This is a genomic window from Arthrobacter sp. H35-D1 (assembly GCF_030063185.1).
GTDB lineage: Bacteria > Actinomycetota > Actinomycetes > Actinomycetales > Micrococcaceae > Specibacter.
Map to the genome: position 1 here is coordinate 1 of NZ_JASISP010000027.1, position 23,227 is coordinate 23,227.

Genomic DNA, 23,227 nt, shown 5'->3' on the forward strand with positions numbered 1-23,227 from the left:
AGCCCAGAGACCAGCGGACACACCCACCCCACCCCGCCCCCCCTCCCGGCACCACCACACGGCGACGCCGTTCCGTGTTGACCTGCTCCTCTTTAATCTCACGCCCCCTTCAGGGCCAGCCCCCCCCGAGCGCAACACAACGACGTCGCGGGCGGGGCGCCTCGCCCGCCCCCCCACCCCCCCGACCCCTGTTGCCCTGTCTTGTGACAGGGTTGTTATCCGTTATGCCAGTGAGAGGGCACATCCAGATCCGCAGGAACACGTGTCGCTTGATTGCCATGAGCAGCATTGAGCTGTGGCTGAGTCAGGTAAAGCGCGCTTGATAAATCGGCTCCTTCGAGCCGTGCATCCCGCAAATCTGCACCGAGCAGATCCACACCGGACAAATCGCTTCCCCGCAAGTCCGCTGCAATGAGGTACGCGCCTCTAAGATCTGCCCCACACAGCCGACGGGAGCGGAAATTCCGGCTCATCAGATCCGCCCCTGGCTTCAACGCCGCATCCAGATGCTCACCCCCTGCCGCGAAGTAGGAAGCACGCACTTCCTCGCTGACCTCCATCAGAATGCACCTGACGTGAGAGTGAAGATCCTGTGCATCCGTTGAAAGAAGCTTCGTCAAGTCGCCCCCGAGTGCTTGTTCAATCGTGTTCCGGAGCCGTTCTGCTTGTCCTGCGATTTCAGGATCGAATGTCCGCCGTCCGGCTTCGACCAGATACCAGAGCATCTCATGTAGCTGCCGCGCGGCTTTGAATGCAGCAAACATGTCGTCTTTGGTATCGGGTTCCGCGAGCCAACTCTTTCCAGCGAAGAACTGCTGGGATACGTTTTGGCCGGCTCCGAAGCAGTCAAAGGCTGTACATCCACGAAAGCCTCTCGGACGCAGGCTGTCGTGGATGGTGCAGGAGAAGTCCTGGTCCAGGTTTTGGCATGGTGTCCCCGCTGGTTTGTCGAGGGCAAAGTCCGCCGAGCGAGAGAACCCGAATGCCGTACAGCACAGGGCAAAGCAATTGCCACAATCAGGGCGCAGGGATTGCCGGTCAAAGGCAGAGGAAATGGGGTCAGAAGTGTTCGCTGATGTCATGGTTCCGTGATCTTTCAATGGTGATTTCGGTGAGCCGGTGAGTAGGGGAACTCCAAATGGAGATCCCCTAAAGGGCGCACATCATCACCACTCCGTTAAGGAGCGCTTTGGAACCGCTGAAAGGACTCTGGGTCACAGAGAAAAATTAAGTATCACTGTCAACAGCGTACCGCGGCCAGCCTCAATCACCTGGCACAGACCCCTCGACCAGCTTCCCCATCCGCTGCTCACGAACTACAGGCCAAGCTCAGAGCTACAGAATGCCGGCAGATAGTGTCCGGGCAGCGTTCCGCTTGCGGATCGGTCATACGCCGAACTTCATGCGTACACCACCTCCGTGGACTTGACCGCTATCGGATCCACTGACAGAGTCCTTGGCATCATATTTGATGAACTCTTGGGGGTACTCCGTGGTGATCGATCTTCGTGATGTGGCCGCACCACCGTGGGAAGAGGACTTGCTGGTCACCGCCCAGCCCAAGGGAGTCGTGGACGTGTGGTCGTTGGTGCGTGGTGCGCGTTGTGCCACGTTCGAGTCGGTGTGGGGCTCCGGTGGCGTCTGGCGGGGGGCACTGGTGCCCGGTGAGCGCTCCGTGGTGGTGGCTGGCGCGTGGGAGCGCCACGGCGTGTGCGGGTACGACCTAACGGGACAGCGGCTGTGGCAGGACCGCAGCCGCACGAACGTAGAGGCCGTGACTGCCTTGGCTGGAGGTCGTGTGGTTGTCACTTACCTCCGCAGGGCCACCCGCGTGCTGGAGGCAGCGACCGGGGCGGAGGTGCGTTCCCTGCGCGGGGTGTTGAGGGTGATCGCGCTGACTTCGGACCTCTCGCTTGCAGTGGGTGGCGGTTGGTGCCGCCTGCTGGATCGTTCGCTGGATCCGCTGGGGTCCCGGATTGCGACCGGGCTGGGTCCAGTTTGGTTTGCAGCTAGCGACGGGGAGCACCTAGCGGTCACAGACAACGGGTTCTTACGAATCCTCGACTCCGACGGGCAGGAACGAGCGAGGGTGGCTGAGGACTTCATCCGTCACGTCCTCCACGACCCGGTGACGGGGACCTGGGTCGCGGTCCACGAGACTTCCGAGGGGAAGAACTCCCTGCTCCGGTTCAGCAACCACGGGGAGGTTCTAGAGCGACGTCCCTGGGACCTCCGCGTCAGCGGTACGGCGACGATGCGCGGAGGTAGGACGTTGATCCTGATCACGGCTGAAGGCGGGCAGGTCGTGAACTGCGCGGACTGGAGCGTGCGCGGGCTTCAGGCGACGTAAGCCTGGGCACCGAGTAGCCCGTGGCATTGCCACGGGCTGACGGCTGTGCCTGCCATCACCAGCGGCCAGCTCGCCACCAGCGCATCGCTCGCTTTTCGATATGACCGAGCGTTCCTGCCCGACAGCGGCAGCATCGGGTACACATCCAACTATCGTGTCTAGATCTGCGTTTTTCGCTGTCGTATGGAGATCATAGATAAAGTCTCACACAGAGCCTCAAGCGCCCGTAAAGCGTTCCCCTTATGGACACGGAGCCGCAGTGCATACGCCTTCTGGCATTCCGTGCAGTCGACTCCTGAAGATGACACCATGTTGTAGGACAGCGTGCGCAAAAGACGCACCATTGCTGGGACAGGGTCCGGCAAAAAGCAACCATCGCTGCGAGAGCGTTGGGGATTTTCGCCCCGGATCTAACCGAGCGTCCAGATAAAACGGCCCGAAGGTGAGGGAGCGTTTTTAGTAGTAAACCGCCAGCGGGCCGCGGGGGCCTTCAATGACCTGCACGGGGGTGTCAAAGACACGGCTGAGGACCTCCTCGGTCATGATGGTTTCCGCCGTGCCAAATTCAATGACTTTCCCGCCCTTGACCGCGCAAATGTGGTCGGAATAATGTCCTGCGAAGTTGATGTCATGCAGCACAATGACAATGGTGCGGCCCAGTTCCACCGCTGCCCTTTGCAACAGCTGCATCATTTGCGCCGAGTGCTTCATGTCAAGGTTGTTCAGCGGCTCGTCAAGCAGCACGTAGTCGGTGTCCTGTGCCAACACCATCGCCACGTAGGCGCGCTGACGCTGCCCGCCGGAGAGCTGGTCCAGGTAGCGGTTTTCCAGGTCGCCCAGGGACAAAAAGTCGATGGAACGGCTGACGACCTCTTCATCGGCTGCGGTTAGCCGGCCCCTGGAGTGCGGAAAGCGGCCAAAACCCACCAGCTGGCGCACGGTCAGGCGGGTGACGAAGTGGTTTTCCTGGCGCAGAATGGAAACGATCTTGGCCAGGTCCTTGGATGCCGTGCTGGAGATGTTGTAGCCGGCAATCACGATGGCGCCTTCGTCCACACCCAGCAAGCGTCCGATCATTGTCAACAGCGTGGACTTCCCGGCACCGTTGGGCCCCACGAGCGCGGTGACGCCGCCACGCGGAATTTCCAAGGTGACGGGGCCGATCGCCACTTCGCTGCTGTAGCTTTTCTTGACGTCGGTCAGTGTGATCACAGGCGACCCTTTCGCAGAATGAAGAACAAGAAGACGGAACCGCCCACAACCTCGATGATGATCGAGACAACACCTTGGGCATAAAAGACGTTCTTCATGACGAAGTACGCCCCCGCCAGGACCACGAAACCTATGAGCACGGCAACGGGGAAAACGTAGCGGTGGTCGTAGCTGTCAGCCAGCTGGTAGGCAAGAGTTGCCACGAGGAAGCCAAGGAATGTCATGGGCCCCACAAGTGCTGTTGAGGTGGCCATGAGGATGGAGACAAGGAACAGCACCCGCATCACCTCAAAGCGGTGGTTCAGGCCCAGGTTCGTGGTGGTGTCACTACCCAGGGCAATGATGTTCAGCCGCTTGGAGTTGCGCAGCAGCAGGATCCCGGCCCCCAGGCACAGCGGGATGGCGATGGGCAGGTAGCTGAGTTCGGCGTTGGAGATGGAGCCAAAGAGGCGTGCCGTGAGCACGTCGAATTCGCTGGGCGTCAACAACCGCTGCATGAAGACCGAGATGGAGCCGAGGCCGCCGCCGATGATGATGCCGATGAGCAGCATGATATGAAGGTTGCCGTATTTCCCGGAGAGCAGCCATCCGTAAAGGGCCATGGACAGCCCCACCATGAGCAGGATTTGAATGATGAACTGGGCGTTGCCTTGGATGGCGCCCACACCGGCTATGCCAAGGAAGAACACGGCCCCGGTCTGCACGGCGATGTACAGGGATTCAAAGCCCATGATCGACGGCGTGATGATGCGGTTGTTGGTGGCGGTCTGAAAGCTCACAGTGGCCATGGCCTGGCAGATGGCCACCACCATCATGACCACAATGCTTGTGCCACGCATCTGCGCGATGCGCCAGAAGCCGGCGCTTCCCACGGGCATCGGGTTGTCCCATGCCAGCAGGCCAAAGCCGAATCCAACGGCCAAGGTGATGAGCACGCCCAGCACCACCCAGTAGCGCTTGCGTGAGCGGGCCGTGGGCAGGGCCCCGGACTCGCGGCCGGAGTGGTGCAGGCCCGTGCGCGTCTTGTTCCCGAGGTTTTTGTTCGTGAGACGCGGGGTTCGCCGGAGTATGGAGGTCTCAGCCATTGCGGCGCTGCTTAAGCAACAGGGCAATGAAGACCACAGCACCCACGACGCCCAGGATCAGGGAGACGGGGACTTCAAAGGGCATGATGATGGTTCGCCCCACCAGGTCGCACACCGTCACAATGCCAATGCCCAGCAGGCACACCCACGGCAGGTTCCCGCGCAGGTCGTCGCCGCGGAACATGGAAACAATGTTCGGCACAATCAACCCCAGGAACGGCAGGTTGCCCACCACCACCGTGACAATGCCGGTGGAGATGGCGATGAGCCCCGTCCCCAGCAGCATGATCTGGTTGTAGTTCAACCCCACATTGGTGGCGATTTCCTCGCCAAGCCCGGCCACCGTGAAACGGTCGGCAACCAAGAAAACGGCAATGCCCACCAGTGCCACAATCCACAGCACCTCGTACTGCCCCCGCAACACCGACGTGAAGCTGCCGGCAAACCAGATCCCCAGGCTTTGGAGCATGTTGGTTTGCAGGGCGATGAAACTGGCGACGGCGCCCACCACGGCTCCCAGCATGATGCCAACGATCGGCACTGTCAGGGATGCCTTGAGCGAGACGCGGCGCAAGAACAGAAAAAAGACCATGGTGCCGATGAAGGCGGCAATGACTGCGCCGCTCATCTTGAGCAGGATGCTGGCGCCGGGGTTGATGATCATGACCGTCAAAAGGCCCAGCCCGGCCCATTCGGTGGTCCCCGTGGTGGTGGGTTCAACAAAACGGTTTTGTGTCAGCATCTGCATGACAAGACCGGACATGGCCATCGCTGCCCCCGACAGGACCAGGGCGATGGTGCGCGGGACTCGGGTGACGGCAAACATCTCACCGCCGTCTTCGCCGCCGAAAATGTCATAGACACCCGTGAACAGCGAGAACACCAATAGAAGCCCCACAACGGCAACGCCGATGAGCAGCTTGGGTTCAAACAGCCGGCCCTTGGACGGGACCCGCGTGGTGGTGGTCATGTTCAGCCGTCCCTTCAGACTGGCTTGGCTGCGAAACAGCTTGGATGCAACGCAGGGGCAGACCGCCGATTGGGGCCTGCCACTGCGCTAGTGCCGGGTGCTTCTACTTCTTGCTTTCGAGCGCATCCGCAAAGCTGTTCAGGAACTCGGTGTACGTCTGAATACTCTCGTTCGTGTACGTGTCCGCCGGCATGTAGACAATGTTGCCGTCCTTGGTGGCCGTCACGTTCTTCAAGGCTTCGGAGCTTTCCAGCAGGCTGCTGGCCGGCTTGTAGTCGGCCTCGTCGGCAGCGGAGATGGCGGCGTCGCGGTCCATGACAAGGATCCAGTCGGGGTTGGACTTGGCAATGGCTTCAACGGAAATGTCGTCGCCCTGGTGGTCTGTGCTGGCGTCCTTGACTTCAAGAGCCGGAGTCAGGCCCAGAATGTCAAACAGCGGGCCAAGTGTGCGGCCGTTGCCCGGTGCGGAGTAGTTGATGTTGCCGCCGGAGGTGATGACGCCCATGACGGTGGAGTCCTGGGCGTAGGACTTTTTCACGCGGGCAATTGCCGCGTCAAAGTCGTCGTTGACCTTCTTGGCTTCGGCCTGCTTGCCGAACACCTCGCCCAGGACCGAGATCTGGCGCTTCAGTTCGGCATCGAAGGGCTCGCCCTCGCGCGGGTCGAGCTCCAGCACTGTGGCATTGGGGGAAAGCTTGAGAAAATCGTCGTGGTACTGGGCGAAGCGCTGGCCATTGACAATCAAGTCCGGCTCAACGGCCACCACGGCTTCGAGATTCGGTTCGCGGTGGTTGCCCAGGTCCACGATCGAGGAGTCCGACTTGTAGTCGATGGTTTTGGGCATCAGTGCCACGGCGCCGGCGCTCAGTTCGATGTCCCAGTCCGAGAGGGTCTCGAACGTCCTGTTGTCGGTGGCCACCACCGACTGCAGTGGCAGATTCAGCTTTTGCGTGCCGTTGTTGTCCTCAACGCTCACGGACTTCGCAGCACCGTTTGCCTCCGCGTCGGTGGCGGGCGTCTGGGCACCACAGGCTGTCAAGGCAAGCACGGCGGCGGTGGCGGCGAGCGTGAGCAGGCGTGTCTTCATCATCGAAATTCTCCAAAGTCGTGGGGTTAGCTTAGGCAATCCTTATAAGCTCTGCACTTGAACCTATTACGGCACCCAATAATTGCGCAACTTATTAGTAACCTATTTACTGTGACTCTTGTCACGCTGTCCAAACGGCTAGGCTCTAGGGATGCCCACCGATGCCATTTCCCCCCTGCTCACCGTTGAAGGCTGGGAACTCCTCTCCTCCCTTGGCCCCTACAAGGAAGCCGATTCACTCAAACTGAACGAGTCGCTCCGCAAGGCCGGGCACTCCCCCGAACTGGTCGCCGCCGCACTGACCCAAGCACGGCTGCGGGCGAAGGCAGAGGCCAAATTTGGCGAGTTCGCCCACCAAATGCTCTTCACCCAGGCCGGCTTGGAACAAGCCACGCGCCTGAGTATTGCGGCAATGCACGCACAGCGATTCACCACTGCGGGAATCACCTCCGTGGCCGACCTCGGCTGTGGCCTGGGCTCGGATTCGCTGGCGCTGGCCAGCCTCGACATCACCGTCAAGGCCGTGGAAATGGATGAAGTCACCGCTGCCTGTGCCACCGTCAACCTGATGCCCTTCCCGCACGCCACCGTCGTGTGCGCCAAAGCCGAGGAGACGGACCTGACAGGCATTGACGGCGTATGGCTTGATCCCGCTCGTCGCACCACCAGCAGTTCAGGGACCACGCGGCTCTTTGACCCGGAAGCGTTTTCCCCGCCGTTGTCATTCGTGGAGGCGCTGGCCAACAAGGGACTGGCTGTTGGCGTGAAGATGGGGCCGGGAATTCCCCATGAGGCCGTCCCCCACACCGCGGAGGCGCAGTGGATTTCCGTCAACGGAGACGTCGTGGAAGCTGCACTGTACTTCAACGCACTGGCCCGCCCCGGCATCCGCCGCGCAGCGCTAGTCACAGGCGCCGAAGGCATGCACGAGCTGACAAGCTCCATCGCCTACGACCCCGCTGCCCAGAATGTTGAGCCGGGCCCGCTGGCCGGATACCTCTACGAGCCCGACGGCGCCGTGATCCGCGCCGGACTGGTGGCGGACCTTGCCCGCAGCATGGGCGCCCATCTGGTCGACGAACACATCGCCTACCTGTGCTCGGACGAGCCCGTGGACACTCCCTTCGCCCGCCGGTACAAGATTCTGGAGGTCAAGCCATTCAACGTTAAGGCGCTGAAGGCTTGGGTCAAGGCCAACCGGATCGGCGTGCTGGACATCAAGAAGCGCGGAATCTCCACCACACCGGAGGAATTGCGGCGCCAACTGCTCACAGGTTCGGGCAAGGGCCCCCACAAGGCCACGCTTGTCCTGACCCGCATTGGCGAGGAGAGGGTCGCCGTGGTGGTTGAACCCCAGGGCCCAACCCACGCACCCCTGGCCCGCTGACACCTTGACTCGCTGACACCCTGGCCCGCTAGCGGCGTGAGAACTCCGAGGCTTTGCGCACCAGCTCCGTGCTGGGGCGCACACCTGTGTAGAGCACGAATTGTTCTGCGGCCTGCAGCGCAATGACCTCGGCGCCGGTGATGACCTTCTTGCCGGCGGCGCGGGCGGCCAGGATGAGTGGGGTTTCGGCGGGAAGTGCGACGACGTCGAACACCAGCTGCGCCTGCGCCACCACGGCATCGGCAAATGACTGCGACGACGCCTCGGATCCGGCCATGCCCAGCGGCGTGGCATTGATGAGCATTCCCGCACCAGCAGCAGTAGTAGCGGCGGCAGCTGCGGGAGTCTCGGCAGCCTCGGGCGCCCACGCAAAATCATGCTGCGCGGCAAGTGCCCGGCCGCGCGCTTCGTTGCGTGCCACGATCGTCACGTTCGCGTATCCGGCGTCGTGCACGGCGGCCGCAACGGCCTTGGCCATTCCGCCCGAGCCCCGCAGCAGCACGGGGGTGTCCAAGGGCAGGGCGTGGTCGGCCAAAAGCTGGGCGATCGCCAGGTAGTCGGTGTTGTAGGCGGTGAGGACACCGTCGTCGTTCACGATGGTGTTGACCGAATCGATGGCTGCGGCGGAGGCGTCCATGACGTCAACGAGCGCAATGACATCCTCCTTGTAAGGCATGGACACGCCCGCCCCGCGGATGCCCAGGCCCCTGATGCCCGCAACGGCCTGCGCCAAGTCCGCCGGCGCAAACGCCTTGTAAATATAGTTCAGCCCGAGCTCCGCGTAGATATAGTTGTGGAAACTCGTGCCGATGTTGCTGGGCCGGGCGGCGAGGGAAATGCACAGCGTCGTGTCTTTGTTCAAAAGGGCCATAAAACCATTGTGCAGCAGAACCTGAACTAGAATTAGAGGGCAGCAGGCACCCTTGCCGGATTGCACCACCACTGAACCATTGCCAAGGGGGCGCCCGAAGTGAAAATCGATTTTGCCAAATCCAAGCAGTCCACGTTGGGCCTGGAATGGGAAATTGCGCTCGTCGACAAGGAAACAGGCGAGTTGGCGGCACGCGCAGATGACGTTTTCGCGAACATCGAGACCGCCAACCCTGAGTCCATGAAGACCGGCGAACACCCCCACATCAAGGGTGAAATGCTGCAAAACACTGTGGAGCTTGTCACAGGGGTGGCCAACACCGTCGCAGACGGCACCGCCGATCTACGCCGCAGCCTGCTCGAGCTGCGCGAGGCCGCCGCCCCCCTGGGCCTCGACCTGCTCAGCGCAGGCACCCACCCTTTCAGCAAACCGAGCGAGCAGGCAGTCACCAACAAGGAACGCTACGCCAAACTCGTCGACAGGACCCAGTGGTGGGGCAGCCAGATGCTGATCTATGGCGTCCACGTCCATGTGGGCCTGGACCACGTCGCCAAGGCCATGCCGGTGCTGGACGGGCTGGTCAACCACTTCCCGCATTTCCAGGCACTGTCAGCTTCCTCACCGTACTGGAACGGCGAAGACACCGGCTACGCCTCCCAGCGCGCCTTGATGTTCCAGCAGCTGCCCACGGCCGGTCTGCCGTTCCAGTTCCCGGACTGGGCCGCGTACGAATCCTATGTGCAGGACATGTTCACCACCGGGGTCATTGATGCACACAATGAAATCCGTTGGGACATCCGCCCCGTCGCAAACCTTGGCACCATTGAAATGCGCATCTGCGACGGCATGTCCACCCTCGAGGAAATTGGCGCCGTCGCAGCCCTGACCCAATGCCTTGTCGAAGACTTTTCCACCACCTTGAACGACGGCGGCACCATCCCCACGATGCCCCCGTGGCACATCCAGGAAAACAAGTGGCGCGCGGCACGCTACGGCATGGACGCCATCATCATCCTGGATGCAGCCGGCAAGGAACAGCTTGTCACCGAACACCTTGTTGAGCTGCTGAACAAGCTGGAGCCGGTGGCCGCGCGGCTGGGCTGCCCGGACGAGCTGGCCAGCGTGGAAAAAATCATTGCCACCGGCGCCAGCTACCAACGCCAGCGTCGCGTCGCCGCAGCCCACGGAGGCGAGCTGCGCGCCGTCGTGCGTGAACTCGTGGCGGAGATGGCAAGCAACTAGCCCCCCGGCCGGCCGGATAAATCGCTTGCGCGATTTCACCGGAACCTGGCCGGCGTGGGCCCACAACGCTCTTCGAATGGTCGCAAGCTCGCGTTGGGCCCCTCGGAGCTGTGGGCCCATAGCGATCTTCGATTACCTGCCCGCTGGCGCGTACCCCATTGGGGCCCCTCGGGATTGTGGGCCCATACGTGTTGGCTTGGCCGGACTGGGCCCATCATCGCTGGCTTGGCCGGACAGCTGTGGGGTTCTTAGTAAATTCTTAGCTGCCGTGCACAAGAGTTGAGGCAGGCCCATTGCGCCTTGCCTTGAAATTGCACGCCACACACCAGGGAGCTCCCATGGCACCACCATCCCCCCGAAGCATCGAATCCGGAATCCGGCACCGCACCCGCCTGGCGACCCTTCCACAGCCTGCACTGTGGGGGCTCTGGGTGGTGCTGTTGTCCGTTGCCGTGCTGGCGATAGGTTTTTACGCTGTGGAAACACCCGACTTCAGCACGGGCGAATTCACCATTGACCAACAACTGAGCCGCAGCCACGTGGCTGCCCTGACGGTGATCGCCATGAGCCTTGGCACGGTTTTTTCTCCATTGGCCGGGGTCCTCATCATTGCCGCGCTCTGCCTGTTCCTGCTGGCGGTATGCAAGTCGCCGGTAAACGCTGTGGCCTGTGGCGGTGTGGCGGCGGCCGGATGGTTGTCGAGCCAGTTCTTCAAGGCCATTGTCGAACGTCCCCGGCCCAACCCGGCCCTGCTCTTGGATCCGCTCTCCCCGGAGACCGGATCCAACAGCTTCCCCAGCGGCCATGTGGCGCTGGTTGTCGGCCTGGCCTGGGCGTTCTTCTTCCTGCTCAGGAACGGCCCCTGGGCCAAGCCGGCCGCAGTCCTGGGCGTACTGGTGTCCGTCGCCGTGGCGTGGTCCCGGCTCTATGAGGGCGTCCACTATCCCAGCGATGTAGTCGCCTCGTTCCTGTCTGCGAGCGCCGGGGTGCTGCTCTTTTGCGGTGTGTGGAACAGGTTCCAAGGCCAGCTGCTGCCCCGCATTCCGCTACTGTCGCGCTTCGGCCCGGTTGCTGTACCGGCCGCTGGACCGGAACCGGCCGCTGGTCCCGGATTTGGACCGGCCGCGAGCGCCATGGACGGCCCCGCACTTGCTGCAAGCCCCAGTGGCAGGTCTGGGCCACGCTCCACCCTCAACGACGAGAATTCCTGAGGCCGCGTGGTGTCTGCCGTTTTACCTGCCGTTCAGTCTGGGCTCCCCCTAGCCGGAGCCCAGCACTCCGGAGTGTTTTCCGCATTGGACCCCGTTTCACTTTTGGAGGGACTCGGTCCGGCCGTGCTCATCGTCGTGGCCTTGATGGTCTTTATTGAATCGGGCCTGCTGTTTCCCTTCCTGCCCGGGGATTCTCTGTTGTTCACAGCCGGGCTTTTGCACCACGAGCTCAACCTTTCCCTTCCTGTGCTCATCGGGGTGGTGGCGTTGGCCGCCATTGCCGGTGACCAGGCAGGGTACTTCCTGGGCCACAAGTTCGGCCGGCGCTGGTTCAAGGACGACGCCAGAATCCTCAAGAGCAAATACCTGCACGAAACCGAGGCTTTCTTTGCCAAGCGCGGCGGCTGGGCCATTGTGTTGGCCAGGTTTGTTCCGATCGTGCGCACCTATGCCCCCCTCGTGGCGGGGGTGGCCAACTACAACTACCGAAAGTTCACCCTCTGGAACATTCTCGGAGCAGTGGGCTGGGCAGGTTCGATCGTCATGCTGGGAACGTGGCTGGGTCATTTTGAGTTGATTGCCAACAATATCGATGTCCTGGCGGTGGCACTTGTGCTGACCTCTGTGCTGCCTGCAGGCATCAGCTTCGTGCGCAAGCGCCGCGCCGCCCGGACCGCCGGAGCCATCCAAACAGACCAGGCAGCGCAGGCAACTCGGGCCGCGCAGGCACCCGAGGCAGCTGGGGCAGCGCAGGCAACCGCGGTCAGCGAGGTCAGCGAGACCCGCAGTGCCGCCCATAATGTCGATGCAGGCACTCAGGCACCATGCAACGGGAGCGTGGACAATGGGGGTCATGCACATCCCTGAGCTGCCCCGGCTTCTGCTGGTTGAAGACGACTCCGTCTTGGGTCCGTTGATTGCCGAGCTGCTGGCCGACGACTACGACGTGGAGATAGCCGCCGACGGCCACAGGGGCCTGCATCTGGGCTTGACGGCACACTGGGATGCCATGGTCGTGGACCGCGGCCTTCCGGGCATGGATGGGATCGAACTGGTCTCCGCCCTTCGCCGCAAGGGCGTCACCAGCCCCGCCATCATCCTCACGGCCTTGGGTGCCACGGTGGAAAAGATTGCGGGGCTCAACGCAGGTGCCAACGACTACATGACAAAGCCATTCGACGCCGGCGAGCTCAAGGCGCGGCTGCATGCCGTCACGCGCAGTTTCACCCCCGCTGCAGCCCAGCTCAGTGTTGGCGACTGGTCGCTCGATCCGGGCAGCCGTTCGCTGCGGTCCAGCTACGGGGAACGCGTGGCGCTGACGGCCAAGGAAACCGAACTGCTGGCCGTGCTGGCACGCCAGCCCGAGCGAGTCTTCACCCGCCAGGAGCTGGTGTTGGAGCTGTTCCACCCCGAGGACTCCCCCGGAGTCATTGACACCTACGTGCACTATCTGCGCAAGAAGGTCTCCAAAACCGTGATCCGGACCGTGCACGGCCTGGGCTACCAGATCGGTGACGGCTCATGATCATCTCCCGCAAGCCGGCCCCGGCCCACGCCGACACTCCGCAGCTGCGTCGGGCCGCGCTCACAGTGGGGTTGCGCATAGCCGTCGCCATCGCCTTGATGGTGGTGGCTGTCATCATTGCCGCCGCCCTCTACATGCTCAATCTGTCCCACCATCCGGAAGTGGCCGCGTCCGACACCTCCGCACGCGTCTACGTAGAGTCCAACGACATGCTCAAGGCCATGGCCGTGGCAGGCTTTGCCGGGATTCTGGCGGCTGGCGCCATCGGCTGGTTGAGTGCCCGCAGCGCCATCCGGCCGCTGGGACGGGCGCTGGAGCTGCAGCGCCGTTTCGTCCAGGACGCCAGCCATGAGCTGCGCACGCCGCTGACCATCCTCGACGCCCGGGTCCAGCTGGCCGAACACAAGGTGGGGCCCAACACCGATGCCGCCCGCCTGCTGGACCAGATCCGCCAGGACACTGCCGTGTTGTCCGCCACCGTGGAGGAACTCCTGCTCGCGGCCACGGGCGAGTCCCACGGGACGGCCGAACCGGTGGAGGTGTCCGCCGTCGTCGATGGTGTCATGGCGGGCCTGCAGGACTTGGCTGCCACACGGGATGTCCAGCTGCAGGCCACACACAGCGGCGATGCCTGGGTACGCATCCAGGCCAACAGTTTGCGCCGGGCAGTCCTGGGGCTTGCAGACAATGCGCTCAACCACACGCCACGGGGTGGGAGCATCACTGTCACCACCGCCGTGGCCGGCGGCAAGGTGCTGATCAAGGTCACCGACACGGGCGGCGGCATCACCGGAATCCACCCGGACAGGATCTTTGACCGCTTTGCCCACACCAGCACGCCGCCTTCCGGAGGCCGGCGCAGCCACGGGCTGGGCCTGGCCCTTGTCCGCGAGATCGCCGTGGCAGCCGGCGGCGGCATCGGGTTGGGTGCCACCGGCCCCGGCGGCACCACCATGGAGCTGACGCTGCCAACCGCCGCTCCCCACCACCGCGGCCGCGGGGCTGACCCGGCCACCTGAATCGAAACGGGAGCAGTTGGCAATGTTATCGAGAAACATTGCAATCTACTGCAAACTCGGCGACTAAAGGCTGATGCTTGTCACCGGCATGGAGGAATCCGGGGCGAATGACAGCTTGCTCGGGGCGACGCCGTTCATCGCCAGCTGCGCGCCGAGGGCTGCCACCATGGCGCCGTTGTCGGTGCACAGTGACATCTTCGGCACCAGCAAGGTGATGCCTGCCGCTGCACACCGCTGCTGAGCAAGCACGCGCAAGCGAGAGTTTGCGGCCACTCCCCCGCCCATCAGCAAAGTTGTGATGCCCTGTTCCCTGCAAGCAAGCACCGCCTTGGCAGTGATGACATCCAGCACGGCTTCCTGGAACGACGCCGCAATGTCCGCCACCGGGATCTCCTCGCCCCTGGCTTCGTACCCCTCCACGCAGCGGGCCACCGCGGTCTTGAGCCCGGAGAAGGAAAAGTCGTAGCGGTGCGGGCCCGGTGCTACGGCAGTGCCCATGTATTTGGGCATTGTCAGCCCGCGCGGGAAGCGGACGGCCTTGGCGTTCCCTTCCTTCGCGAGCCTGTCGACGGCCGGCCCGCCGGGATAGTTCAAGCCCAGCAGGCGCGCCACCTTGTCAAAAGCCTCCCCTGCTGCGTCGTCAATCGTTGCCCCGAGCAGTTCCACGTCGGAGGAAATGCTGCGCACGCGCAGGATCTCGGTGTGTCCGCCCGACACCAGCAACGCGCCCAGGTTCGTCGGCAGCCCGCCGTTGTCGCCAACCCCGGGGATCGACTCGTCGAGCAGGCCGACGCCAACATGCGCCACCAGGTGGTTGATGGCGTACAACGGTTTGCCGGTGGCCAGCGCCAGTGCCTTGGCTGCGCTGACACCGACCATGAGTGCCCCGGCCAGGCCCGGACCGCTGGTGACGGCGATCGCATCGACGTCCTCGAGGCCCACCCCGGCATCGTCCAATGCCTTTTGCAGGGTGGGGACAAAGGCGTCCAGGTGGGCGCGCGAGGCAATTTCCGGGATGACCCCGCCAAAGCGGATGTGCTCTTCCATGGAGGAGGAGACGGTATTCGTCAACAGCGTAGTGCCGCGCACCAGCCCCACGCCTGTTTCATCGCAGGAGGATTCGATCCCCAAGATCAGCGGCTGCGTGTGGTTCATGGATAGTCCTTCACAGTGGTCGATGCGTCCGGCGTCGGCAGGGGAAGGTGCATGACGAGCCCGTCCGAGCCGTCCCGATAGTACTTGCGCCGGGTGTGAATGTGGGTGAAGCCGTAACGTTCGTAGAGTCGCTGGGCCCGGGGGTTGACCGCACTGACTTCGAGCATGACCTCGGTGGCCCCGCGGCTGGCAGCTTCGGCGATCAGTTCATCCAGCATGGCCCGGGCGATGCCGCGGCCCTCATGGTCCGGGAGCACGCCGATCGTTTGGATGTCGCCGGTCGGCGCCACGCACATGAGCCCCGCATAGCCGACGGCGAGGCTGCCGCCGGCGCTGTCGGGCACCTCGGCAATGACATAGCGGCGGGTTTCCGGATGCGCCAGTTCATGCACGAACATGCTCTTAGGCCAGGCGTCGGCACCGAAGAGCTTCTTGTCCAGCGCCACAATGAAGTCCAGGTCCTCCGGACCCATGTCGCGCAGCAGTGCCGCTGCGCCGCTGGGCGGTGCATGCTGGTCGGATGCAGGCAGTTCAGGATCGACCATCACAGGGCCCGCTTCCTGGGTCCGGGCACCTTTGCATCGGACTCGCGCAGGTACAGCGGAGTTGATGCCAACAGTCCGGCTGCTTGGAGCGAACCGGCCGCAGTAATCCGGCGCGCTGCCGCTCGCCCCAGTTCAAGGGCGGTGGGCTGTGCCTGGGCGAACTCGAGATGGATGCTGCAGCCGTTGTTTTCCAAGACGTCAAGGTACAGCCCGGCACCGGCGCCGAAGACCAGGACGCCTGAAATCTGGTTTGCGGGTCCCACGTGCGGACCGTCAAGCAAATGGGCGCCGGCATTGTATTTGGCCCAGTACACTTCCTTGCGGCGCGCATCGGTGGCCACCACAAAGTCCCCCATGGCCAGCGGCCCCACGGCACGGCCGTCCCGGCGGGCCGGGGTGTCGAAGACTTGTTGCGCCAGCGCGTCAAGGCTCATCATCCCGTAGAGCGGAACACCCCAGGTGAAACTGAGCGTGCGGGCCATCGCAATGCCTGAGCGCAGGCCGGTGAACGGTCCCGGGCCAGTGCCCACCACGATCGCATCCAGCGCCGGGCCTTCTGCAACAGGGTCCTTGAAGAGCGACTTCACCCCCGGGGCCAACACCTCGGCGTGGCTGCGGGTGTCGTCGGTGGCAAAGTTGGCCACCAGTTCCGTGGTCCGCACAGGGTCAAGCGGATCGAACTCAAGCACAGCGGCGCTGGCGATGGCGGAAGTGTCTATGGTCAGGATTCGCACGTGGTTTTCGTCTGTTCTGTAGTTTTTGCAAGTTGGCCGAGCACGGAAAAGTCCGTGCCTGCCCAACGCGTCCCGACCGCCCGCAAGCGCAGGGTGCGGGGTTCCCCGTCGTCCTCGTCGTCGTCAAAACTTTCGGCAAAGTCACTGTCGGGCAAGTGACTGTCGGCAAAGTCAGGGGCGCCTCCGTGGTCCCCGGCGGCGGCAGCTTTCGCGGCGTCCTGTTCGGAGGTCTGCTCGGTGGGCTGCAGCATGCCCGCCAGCCCTCCGCCGACGGCGCGCAGCAGCTCAATTTCAAGCCGGCTGGCAGCAAGGTGCTCAACCCTGTCCACGCCCCATTCCACAACAGTCACTGAGTTGTCCATGGTGTTTTCCAGGTCAATGTCGTCGATCTCACCGGCTGTGGCAAGCCTGTAGGCGTCGACGTGGACAAGGTCCGGACCGCCGGGGTTGTGGCCCTCCGGCAGGTTCGGGTGGATGCGCACCAGTACAAAGGTCGGGGAAATGATCCCTGCCCGCACCCCCAGGCGGCGGCCCAAGCCTTGGGTGAAGGTGGTTTTCCCGGCTCCCAATTCACCACTGAGGATGACGAGGTCGCCCGCTTGGAGCAGTGCTGCCAGATTCTCGGCGATGTGCTGGGTTTGCTCGGCCGTCTCCGTGATGAATTCCCACTCCATCAGCAGTCACCTTCAGCGGCAGCACCGGACATGCAGGCCTGACCCACGTAGGTGCGCGGCACGCGTTGGCTGATCCGCGTCACGATCTCATAGTTGACCGTCCCGGCGGCTTCGGCCCACTGCTCGACGAGGGGGCCGCCGTCGTTCCCGTTGCCAAAGAGCTCCGCTGTGACACCCAGTGCCGTTCCAGTCCCTGCCCCGCCAATCCCAGCCGTGCCGGGTGCGCCTCCAAAGCGGCTGCGCCCAGTAGGGCCGAAGTCGATCACCATCTGATCCATGGCGATGCGCCCCACCACCGGATACGTGATGCCGCCAACGCGCACCGGCCCTCCGGTGGCAACGCGCGGTATGCCGTCGGCATAGCCCAGCGGCACCAGCCCCAGCGTGCTGGGCTCTTCCGTGGCGTAATTGAGTCCGTAGGACACCCCCTGCCCTGCCGGCACGTCCTTGCACAAAGCGATGCGGGTTTGCAGCGTCATGGCCGGAACCAGCCCCAACTCTGCCGAGCTCAGGTCAGCAAACGGGGAGAGTCCGTACATGCCCAGCCCCACCCTGACCATGTCAAAATGGGTGTCCGGGCGGGACAAGGTCGCGGGGGTGTTGGCAAGGTGGCGCAGGTCCGGATCCAGGCCGGCGTCCTGCGCCACGGCCACGGCTTGGCGGAAGCGCTCAAGCTGGTGGTCAGTTTCGGGGCGGTCGGGTTCGTCGGCAACCGCCAAGTGGCTGAATACGCCCACCACTCGCACCAGGCCCGCTCGCTGGTAGTCCGCGGCGGCCTCGACCAGCGCCTGCCAGTCAGTCAGGGAGCAGCCGTTGCGGCCCAATCCTGTATCGATTTTCAAGTGCACGCGGGCCGGACGTTCCAGCGCCCGGGCCGCAGCCACAATGTACTCCAGTTCCCAACCGGAGCAGCCCAGATCGATGTCCGCCGCGAGGGCCGCCGTGAAATCGGTGGCGGGGGTGTGCAGCCACGCCAGCACCGGCGCCTGAAGTCCAGCAGCGCGCAGGGCCAGCGCCTCGCTGACGTGGGCGGTGCCCAGCCAAGCGGCCCCGGCGGCCACAGCTGTTTGTGCCACTTGGGCCATGCCATGCCCGTAGGCATCAGCCTTGACCACCGCCATGAATTGGGCGGGTGCGGCAACGCCCATGAGGTGGCGGACATTGTTGGCGATCGCGGACAGGTCAATGATGGCTTGCCGTTCAAGCTCGGGAACGGGTGCGACGAAAGTGCTCACCAGCCCATTTTAGGCCTCTTCCCCGACACCGCCGTCCACTGTTGCCCGCCACAGTCCCGCAGGGGGTGTTTTGGCTGCCACGTCCTGGCCGCCGTTCGGGCTAGGCCCAGTGCCTTGGCAGTGGCAAGATAAGGGTAGTAATCGGCAGATTTGCCGTGTCCGTCGGCGGCTGCGCCGAACGTTCTTCAGGAAGGAAGCTGTGCACCACGTCCGGCGCGTCGCCATGCTTTCCCTGCATACTTCCCCCCTGGAGCAGCCAGGTGGCGGTGACGCTGGCGGCATGAACGTCTACGTCCGGCATCTGGCCCTCGAACTCGCCGCAATCGGCGTGGCCGTGGACATTTACACGCGCCGCACGGCCGCCGGGCAGCCGGATCATGTGCAGCTGGCCGGAAACGTCGCCGTCCACCACATCACGGCCGGACCGTTTGCGACGGTTTCCAAGGAAGCCCTGCCCGAACTCGTCCCCGAAATGGCCGACGCCGTGGCCGCCCATGTTGCCGCGCTGCCCGGGGATCCCGTCACCGTCATCCATTCGCACTACTGGGTTTCCGGCATGGCGGGGATCCGTGTTGCCCGGCAGTTGGACCTGCCGCTGGTGCACACCATGCACACCATGGCGCGGGTCAAAAACCATCACCTGCCGCAAGGCCAAACCGCTGAACCCGGCATCCGGGAAAACGGTGAACAGCACATTGTGAGCGCCGCGACCCGCCTGATCGCCAACACCACAGCCGAAGCCGCGGAACTCGAAGGCCACTACGACGGCTGCGAGCAGCGCATCGACGTGGTGTCCCCCGGCGTCGACCTTGGGGTCTTCAAGCCCGCTTTCCGGAACCGCTCGCGGCAGCAACTGGGCATCGCCCGCCAACGCTTCCACATTGTGTTTGCCGGGCGACTGCAGCGGCTCAAGGGCCCGCACGTACTCGTCCGGGCGGCCGCACTGCTGCGCACCGAACGCCCCGACATTGACCTCCAGCTCACGTTTTTGGGCGCTCGCAGCGGCAATGACAGCTATGATCTGGAGCTCATGATCGACGACGCCGGTTTGGCCGGCGTCGCATCCGTCCTGCCTCCCGTGGTTCCCGAACAGCTGGCCGATTGGTACCGCAGCGCCGACGTGGTGGCCGTGCCTTCCTCCAGCGAGTCCTTTGGCTTGGTGGCGTTGGAGGCCCAAGCCTGCGGCACACCCGTCATCGCCACGAACGTTGGCGGGCTGCCTCGGGCCGTCAGCGACGGACGCACCGGCCTGCTGGTGGAAGGGCGCTCAGCTCGCCTGTGGGCCGATGCCCTGGCATCCCTGCACGACTTCAGCGACACCCGGGCAGACATGGGCCGGGCCGCCTCCGTTTTTGCTGAGTCGTTCGGATGGGAAAACACCGCAGCCCAAACGATTCTCAGCTACGATCTGGCGCTGACCTACCAATATGTGGTGCCGCCCGGCTGCTGAATCATTTGTGTGACCCCTTTCACATGAGCCCGCAAACCTGTACGGTGTGTCAGGTACCCGCCGAAATTGACAACGTTGTCAATTGCGGCGTTCCGCTGATCGCACCGGCAACGACGCCGGACGGTCCCCGTCGAAAGGCCCGTATCACTCGTGAAAAAAATGGGGAGATCTATATTCAGCAAACCAGGATTCAGGAAGGCCGCTGCACTATCCGCCGGCCTTCCGCTGCTCCTGACCACAGTGGGGTTGCTGCCGGCACAAGCCGACACCCTGCAGTCCACGCCTTCCACCGTCCAAACAAAGAATCAAACAAAGAACATTGACCCGATTGATTTCCAAGCCGGCCGCTACATTGTGGTGCTGGCTGAAAAGCCCGCCGCCACCTATGCCGGTGGCACGTCCGGACTGGCACCGACCAAGCCTGTCAAGGGCCGCAAACTGGATGCCAAGCGTCCGGAGGTCAAAAAATACCAGGCCCACCTGGAAAACCAGCAGGCAGTTGTGGCCAAATCCGAAAACGTCACAATCACCAACCAGTACACGGCCGCCATCAACGGCTTCTCCGCAACCTTGTCCGCCGACCAGGCACTCGCCCTGGCCAAGGACCCGGATGTGCTGATGGTTGCACCGGACACTGAAAACGCCCCCGACTACTCCTCCACGGATTTCCTGGGACTCAGCGGCAAAAAAGGTGCGTGGAAGAAGGACTTCGGCGGGGTGAAGAACGCAGGCAAGGGCGTGGTGGTCGGCGTGATCGACTCCGGCTACACGCCGTCGAACCCGTTCTTTGCAGGCAAGAAGGTCAAGCCGCTCAAGGGTGATCCCAAGGTTGGGGTCCCGTACAAGACGGCGGATGGCAAGATCGCCATGCTGAAGGCCGACGGCGAAACGTTCATCGGCGAGTGCCAAAAGGGCGTCGGCACCGGCGCAGCCTTCGACGGCACCGCGTGCAACTCCAAGGTTCTCAGCGCCCGCTACTTCGCGGACGACTTCCTGAGCTATGCGGCCCCCGAACACCGGGCCCCGCAGGAGCTCATTTCCCCGGTGGACGTTGGAAACCACGGCACCCACACGGCCAGCACCGCGGCAGGAAATGCCAACATCCACGCCAACATTGGTGCCAGGGACCTGGGCATCACCGGCGGCATTGCCCCGGCCGCCAAACTGTCCATCTACAAGATTTGCTGGGAGGACGACGACCCGAATACCGGCGGCTGCTACAGCTCGGCCTCCATCGCAGCCATCAACCAGGCCATTCTGGACGGCGTCGACGTGCTCAACTACTCCATCTCAGGCAGCACCTCCACCACCACGGACCCGGTTGCACTGGCCTTCCTCTCGGCCGCATCGGCCGGGATTTTTGTTGCCGCCTCCGCCGGCAACTCCGGGCCCACGCCCAGCACGGTCAACCACGGTGCCCCGTGGCTGACCACCGTGGCGGCCACCACTTTCAGCACAGAGCTGCAAGGGACGGCTGAATTCTCCGACGGCAGCAAGTTCCGCGGCGCCAGCATGATGGACCATGAGGTCCCGCCCAGCCCGGTGGTGTTGGCCATTGATGCGGCCGCGGCCGGAGCAGCCACCCCCGAGCTGTGCGGCCCCGACTCCCTCGACGCGGCCAAGGTCGCCGAGAAGGTGGTTGTGTGCGACCGCGGCGTTTTTGACCGCGTTGCCAAGAGCGCCGAGGTCAAGCGCGCCGGCGGCATCGGCATGATCCTGGTCAACATCATCACAGGCTCCGAGGACCTTGACCTCCACTCGGTTCCCACCGTCCACGTCAATCCTCCGGCCAGCCAGGAAATCAAGGACAAGGTCAAGGCCAATCCGGAGATACTGGTTGCCCTTGTCAACAAGGACACCACCGGGCTGCCTGCCGACCCGCAGCCGCAGATTGCCGGATTCTCCTCCCGCGGACCGCTCACTGCCACGGATTCGGACCTGCTCAAACCCGACGTCGCAGCACCCGGTGTCAACGTGCTGGCGGGGGTCTCCCCCATCGGTTCTGACGGCGCCCAGTTTGGCATGATGTCAGGAACGTCCATGGCGTCCCCGCACGTTGCCGGATTCGGTGCACTGCTCCTCTCGCAGAACCCGCTGTGGTCCCCCGCAACACTCAAGTCGGCGATGATGAGTACGGCGTCCGACGTCGTGAACGAAGATGGGACGAAGAACACCGACGTCTTTGCCACCGGTGCAGGACAGGTGGCTGTCGCCGCCGCCCTCGAACCCGGTCTTGTTTACAACGCCGGAGTCGACGACTACTTGAAGTTTATTCAAGGCACCGGCCTGGACCTGGGCATTCCGGGTCTGGGCAGCACCCAGGCGCGCGACATGAACCTGGCTTCGTTTGCCGTCGGCAGCCTGGCCGGCAAAGTCACCGTCACCCGCACCGTGACGGCGCTGACCCCGGGACTGTACCGGGCCAGTGCCAGTGTTCCCGGCGTGGATGTCAAGGTTACCCCTCCGGTGCTGAACTTCAGCCAGGCCGGGGAACAGCGCACCTTCAAGGTGACCTTTGAAAATGCGACGGCGCCGCTGGGCGAGTTTGCGACGGGCAGCCTTGTCTGGCAGGGGGCGGGCAAGAATGTGGCCTCCCCCATCGCCGTTCGGCCGCTGCCGGTGCTCGTTGAGCCGAATGTGGCGTTCTCCTCCACGGGGGGCACGGGTAGTGGGAAGATTCCCGTGGTCTCGGGTTCCAACGCCCCCATCAAGGTTCGTCTTGATGGTTTGTCCAAGGCCGATTCCACCCCGATCTCACTGGTTCCGGGCCCGTTGGAAGTGGTGGCTAACAAGTCGAACTTCCTGAAGACCGTCACCGTCCCGGAAGGGGCGAAGCTGGCGAAGTTCTCCGTCATCTCATCAGAGCCCACGGCCGACTTTGACATGATCGTCTTCAACCCCGCCGGTACGTACTCCGACGTGCGGACCGGGTCCTCAAGCGAAAGCCTGTCGCTGCCGAATCCGGAACCGGGGACGTACACCATCCTCGCCAATCTGTACTCCAGCAACGGCGGGGCCGCAGTCAAGGCGACCGTTGACGCAGCCGTGCTGGGTGCCAACACGGGCAATGCCACCGTGACGCCTAACCCGTTGAAGCTGGCGAACGGCAAGTCGGGCTTCGTTACGCTGAAGTGGAAGGGACTCGAAACCGGGTCCTATATTGGACGCGTGAGGTTCGGGGACGACGGAACCGAAACATTTGTTTCGGTCATCGTCACTCCGGGCGGCAACGCCGTGGCTCCTGACAACGGCAAAAACAAGAAGGACAAGCCAGCCAAGCCCGGCAAGCCCAAACTGAAGCCCCAGCAATTGCAGCTTCCCGACGATTCAATGCACACCGACATAAAGGACTAGGCAGACGGCAGGCATCTCCTGCCTTTCCAACCGGCCACTGTGTGTCAGATACCGCGCCAAAGCTCCCGAAATTCGGGCGCCAATGCGCACCTTCTGGCACACAGCTGCTGTGTCCGGACAC

20 protein-coding genes are annotated in these 23,227 nt (G+C 63.5%); 9 read left to right on the forward strand and 11 right to left on the reverse strand.

Features of this window, described 5'->3' with window-relative positions:
- Nucleotides 1-215: 215 nt before the first annotated feature.
- Nucleotides 216-1,082, reverse strand: coding sequence for a pentapeptide repeat-containing protein (locus tag QMG25_RS18110; RefSeq protein WP_283462466.1), 867 nt, complete (start codon nucleotides 1,080-1,082; stop codon nucleotides 216-218).
- Nucleotides 1,083-1,471: 389 nt separating this feature from the next.
- Between QMG25_RS18110 and QMG25_RS18115 the strand changes: the two genes are divergently transcribed.
- Nucleotides 1,472-2,350, forward strand: coding sequence for a hypothetical protein (locus QMG25_RS18115; RefSeq protein WP_283462467.1), 879 nt, complete (start codon nucleotides 1,472-1,474; stop codon nucleotides 2,348-2,350).
- Nucleotides 2,351-2,806: 456 nt separating this feature from the next.
- Here the strand turns inward: QMG25_RS18115 and QMG25_RS18120 are convergent, their stop codons facing one another.
- The 4 genes from QMG25_RS18120 to QMG25_RS18135 form a co-directional block, all read right to left on the reverse strand.
- Nucleotides 2,807-3,562, reverse strand: coding sequence for an iron ABC transporter ATP-binding protein (locus QMG25_RS18120; protein WP_283462468.1), 756 nt, complete (start codon nucleotides 3,560-3,562; stop codon nucleotides 2,807-2,809).
- Nucleotides 3,559-4,647: an iron chelate uptake ABC transporter family permease subunit gene (locus tag QMG25_RS18125; protein ID WP_283462469.1), complete on the reverse strand. Its 1,089-nt coding sequence runs from the start codon at nucleotides 4,645-4,647 to the stop codon at nucleotides 3,559-3,561. The genes QMG25_RS18120 and QMG25_RS18125 overlap by 4 nt, the downstream gene beginning before the upstream one ends.
- The gene (locus QMG25_RS18130; protein ID WP_283462470.1) at nucleotides 4,640-5,617 is read right to left on the reverse strand and encodes an ABC transporter permease; all 978 of its coding nucleotides are present in this window, start codon (nucleotides 5,615-5,617) and stop codon (nucleotides 4,640-4,642) included. The genes QMG25_RS18125 and QMG25_RS18130 overlap by 8 nt, the downstream gene beginning before the upstream one ends.
- Before the next feature lie 103 nt (nucleotides 5,618-5,720).
- Nucleotides 5,721-6,707 (reverse strand): siderophore ABC transporter substrate-binding protein, encoded by a 987-nt coding sequence (locus QMG25_RS18135; protein WP_283462471.1) that lies wholly within the window; start codon nucleotides 6,705-6,707, stop codon nucleotides 5,721-5,723.
- 148 nt (nucleotides 6,708-6,855) lie between these two features.
- Between QMG25_RS18135 and QMG25_RS18140 the strand changes: the two genes are divergently transcribed.
- Nucleotides 6,856-8,091, forward strand: coding sequence for a THUMP-like domain-containing protein (locus tag QMG25_RS18140; RefSeq protein WP_283462472.1), 1,236 nt, complete (start codon nucleotides 6,856-6,858; stop codon nucleotides 8,089-8,091).
- Nucleotides 8,092-8,119: 28 nt separating this feature from the next.
- Here QMG25_RS18140 and QMG25_RS18145 read toward each other — a convergent pair whose 3' ends face one another.
- Complete coding sequence (locus tag QMG25_RS18145; RefSeq protein ID WP_283462473.1) at nucleotides 8,120-8,962, reverse strand: shikimate 5-dehydrogenase; 843 nt, start codon at nucleotides 8,960-8,962, stop codon at nucleotides 8,120-8,122.
- Nucleotides 8,963-9,061: 99 nt separating this feature from the next.
- Between QMG25_RS18145 and QMG25_RS18150 the strand changes: the two genes are divergently transcribed.
- The 5 genes from QMG25_RS18150 (at nucleotide 9,062) to QMG25_RS18170 (ending at nucleotide 13,959) form a co-directional block, all read left to right on the forward strand.
- A complete protein-coding gene (locus QMG25_RS18150) occupies nucleotides 9,062-10,204 on the forward strand; it encodes a glutamate--cysteine ligase (protein ID WP_283462474.1) in 1,143 nt (380 codons plus the stop codon).
- Between the two features lie 338 nt (nucleotides 10,205-10,542).
- Complete coding sequence (locus tag QMG25_RS18155; protein ID WP_283462475.1) at nucleotides 10,543-11,415, forward strand: phosphatase PAP2 family protein; 873 nt, start codon at nucleotides 10,543-10,545, stop codon at nucleotides 11,413-11,415.
- 72 nt (nucleotides 11,416-11,487) lie between these two features.
- Complete coding sequence (locus QMG25_RS18160; RefSeq protein ID WP_283462476.1) at nucleotides 11,488-12,282, forward strand: DedA family protein; 795 nt, start codon at nucleotides 11,488-11,490, stop codon at nucleotides 12,280-12,282.
- Nucleotides 12,269-12,940, forward strand: coding sequence for a response regulator transcription factor (locus QMG25_RS18165; RefSeq protein ID WP_283462477.1), 672 nt, complete (start codon nucleotides 12,269-12,271; stop codon nucleotides 12,938-12,940). Before QMG25_RS18160 ends, QMG25_RS18165 begins: the two co-directional genes overlap by 14 nt.
- Nucleotides 12,937-13,959: a sensor histidine kinase gene (locus QMG25_RS18170; protein WP_283462478.1), complete on the forward strand. Its 1,023-nt coding sequence runs from the start codon at nucleotides 12,937-12,939 to the stop codon at nucleotides 13,957-13,959. Before QMG25_RS18165 ends, QMG25_RS18170 begins: the two co-directional genes overlap by 4 nt.
- A gap of 63 nt (nucleotides 13,960-14,022) precedes the next feature.
- On the opposite strand, the gene tsaD is transcribed toward QMG25_RS18170, so the two are convergent.
- Genes tsaD through alr form a run of 5 tightly spaced genes read right to left on the reverse strand, consistent with a single transcriptional unit; the run spans nucleotide 14,023 to nucleotide 18,302 of the window.
- Nucleotides 14,023-15,114, reverse strand: a complete 1,092-nt coding sequence (gene tsaD / locus QMG25_RS18175; RefSeq protein ID WP_283462479.1) for a tRNA (adenosine(37)-N6)-threonylcarbamoyltransferase complex transferase subunit TsaD — start codon at nucleotides 15,112-15,114, stop codon at nucleotides 14,023-14,025.
- Nucleotides 15,111-15,659 carry a ribosomal protein S18-alanine N-acetyltransferase gene (gene rimI, locus QMG25_RS18180; RefSeq protein ID WP_283462510.1) on the reverse strand — a complete coding sequence of 183 codons (549 nt, stop codon included), beginning with the start codon at nucleotides 15,657-15,659 and terminating at the stop codon, nucleotides 15,111-15,113. The genes tsaD and rimI overlap by 4 nt, the downstream gene beginning before the upstream one ends.
- Nucleotides 15,659-16,393, reverse strand: a complete 735-nt coding sequence (gene tsaB / locus QMG25_RS18185; protein WP_283462480.1) for a tRNA (adenosine(37)-N6)-threonylcarbamoyltransferase complex dimerization subunit type 1 TsaB — start codon at nucleotides 16,391-16,393, stop codon at nucleotides 15,659-15,661. The genes rimI and tsaB overlap by 1 nt, the downstream gene beginning before the upstream one ends.
- Entirely contained in the window at nucleotides 16,381-17,067 is a 687-nt protein-coding gene (gene tsaE, locus QMG25_RS18190; protein ID WP_283462481.1) for a tRNA (adenosine(37)-N6)-threonylcarbamoyltransferase complex ATPase subunit type 1 TsaE, read from the reverse strand. The genes tsaB and tsaE overlap by 13 nt, the downstream gene beginning before the upstream one ends.
- Entirely contained in the window at nucleotides 17,067-18,302 is a 1,236-nt protein-coding gene (gene alr / locus QMG25_RS18195; protein ID WP_283462482.1) for an alanine racemase, read from the reverse strand. The genes tsaE and alr overlap by 1 nt, the downstream gene beginning before the upstream one ends.
- A gap of 223 nt (nucleotides 18,303-18,525) precedes the next feature.
- Here alr and mshA point away from each other — a divergent pair, with 223 nt between their 5' ends.
- Together mshA and QMG25_RS18205 are read left to right on the forward strand one after the other, a co-directional pair.
- Nucleotides 18,526-19,752 carry a D-inositol-3-phosphate glycosyltransferase gene (mshA, locus tag QMG25_RS18200; RefSeq protein WP_502866446.1) on the forward strand — a complete coding sequence of 409 codons (1,227 nt, stop codon included), beginning with the start codon at nucleotides 18,526-18,528 and terminating at the stop codon, nucleotides 19,750-19,752.
- 159 nt (nucleotides 19,753-19,911) lie between these two features.
- The gene (locus QMG25_RS18205; RefSeq protein ID WP_283462484.1) at nucleotides 19,912-23,106 is read left to right on the forward strand and encodes a S8 family serine peptidase; all 3,195 of its coding nucleotides are present in this window, start codon (nucleotides 19,912-19,914) and stop codon (nucleotides 23,104-23,106) included.
- Nucleotides 23,107-23,227 lie beyond the last annotated feature (121 nt).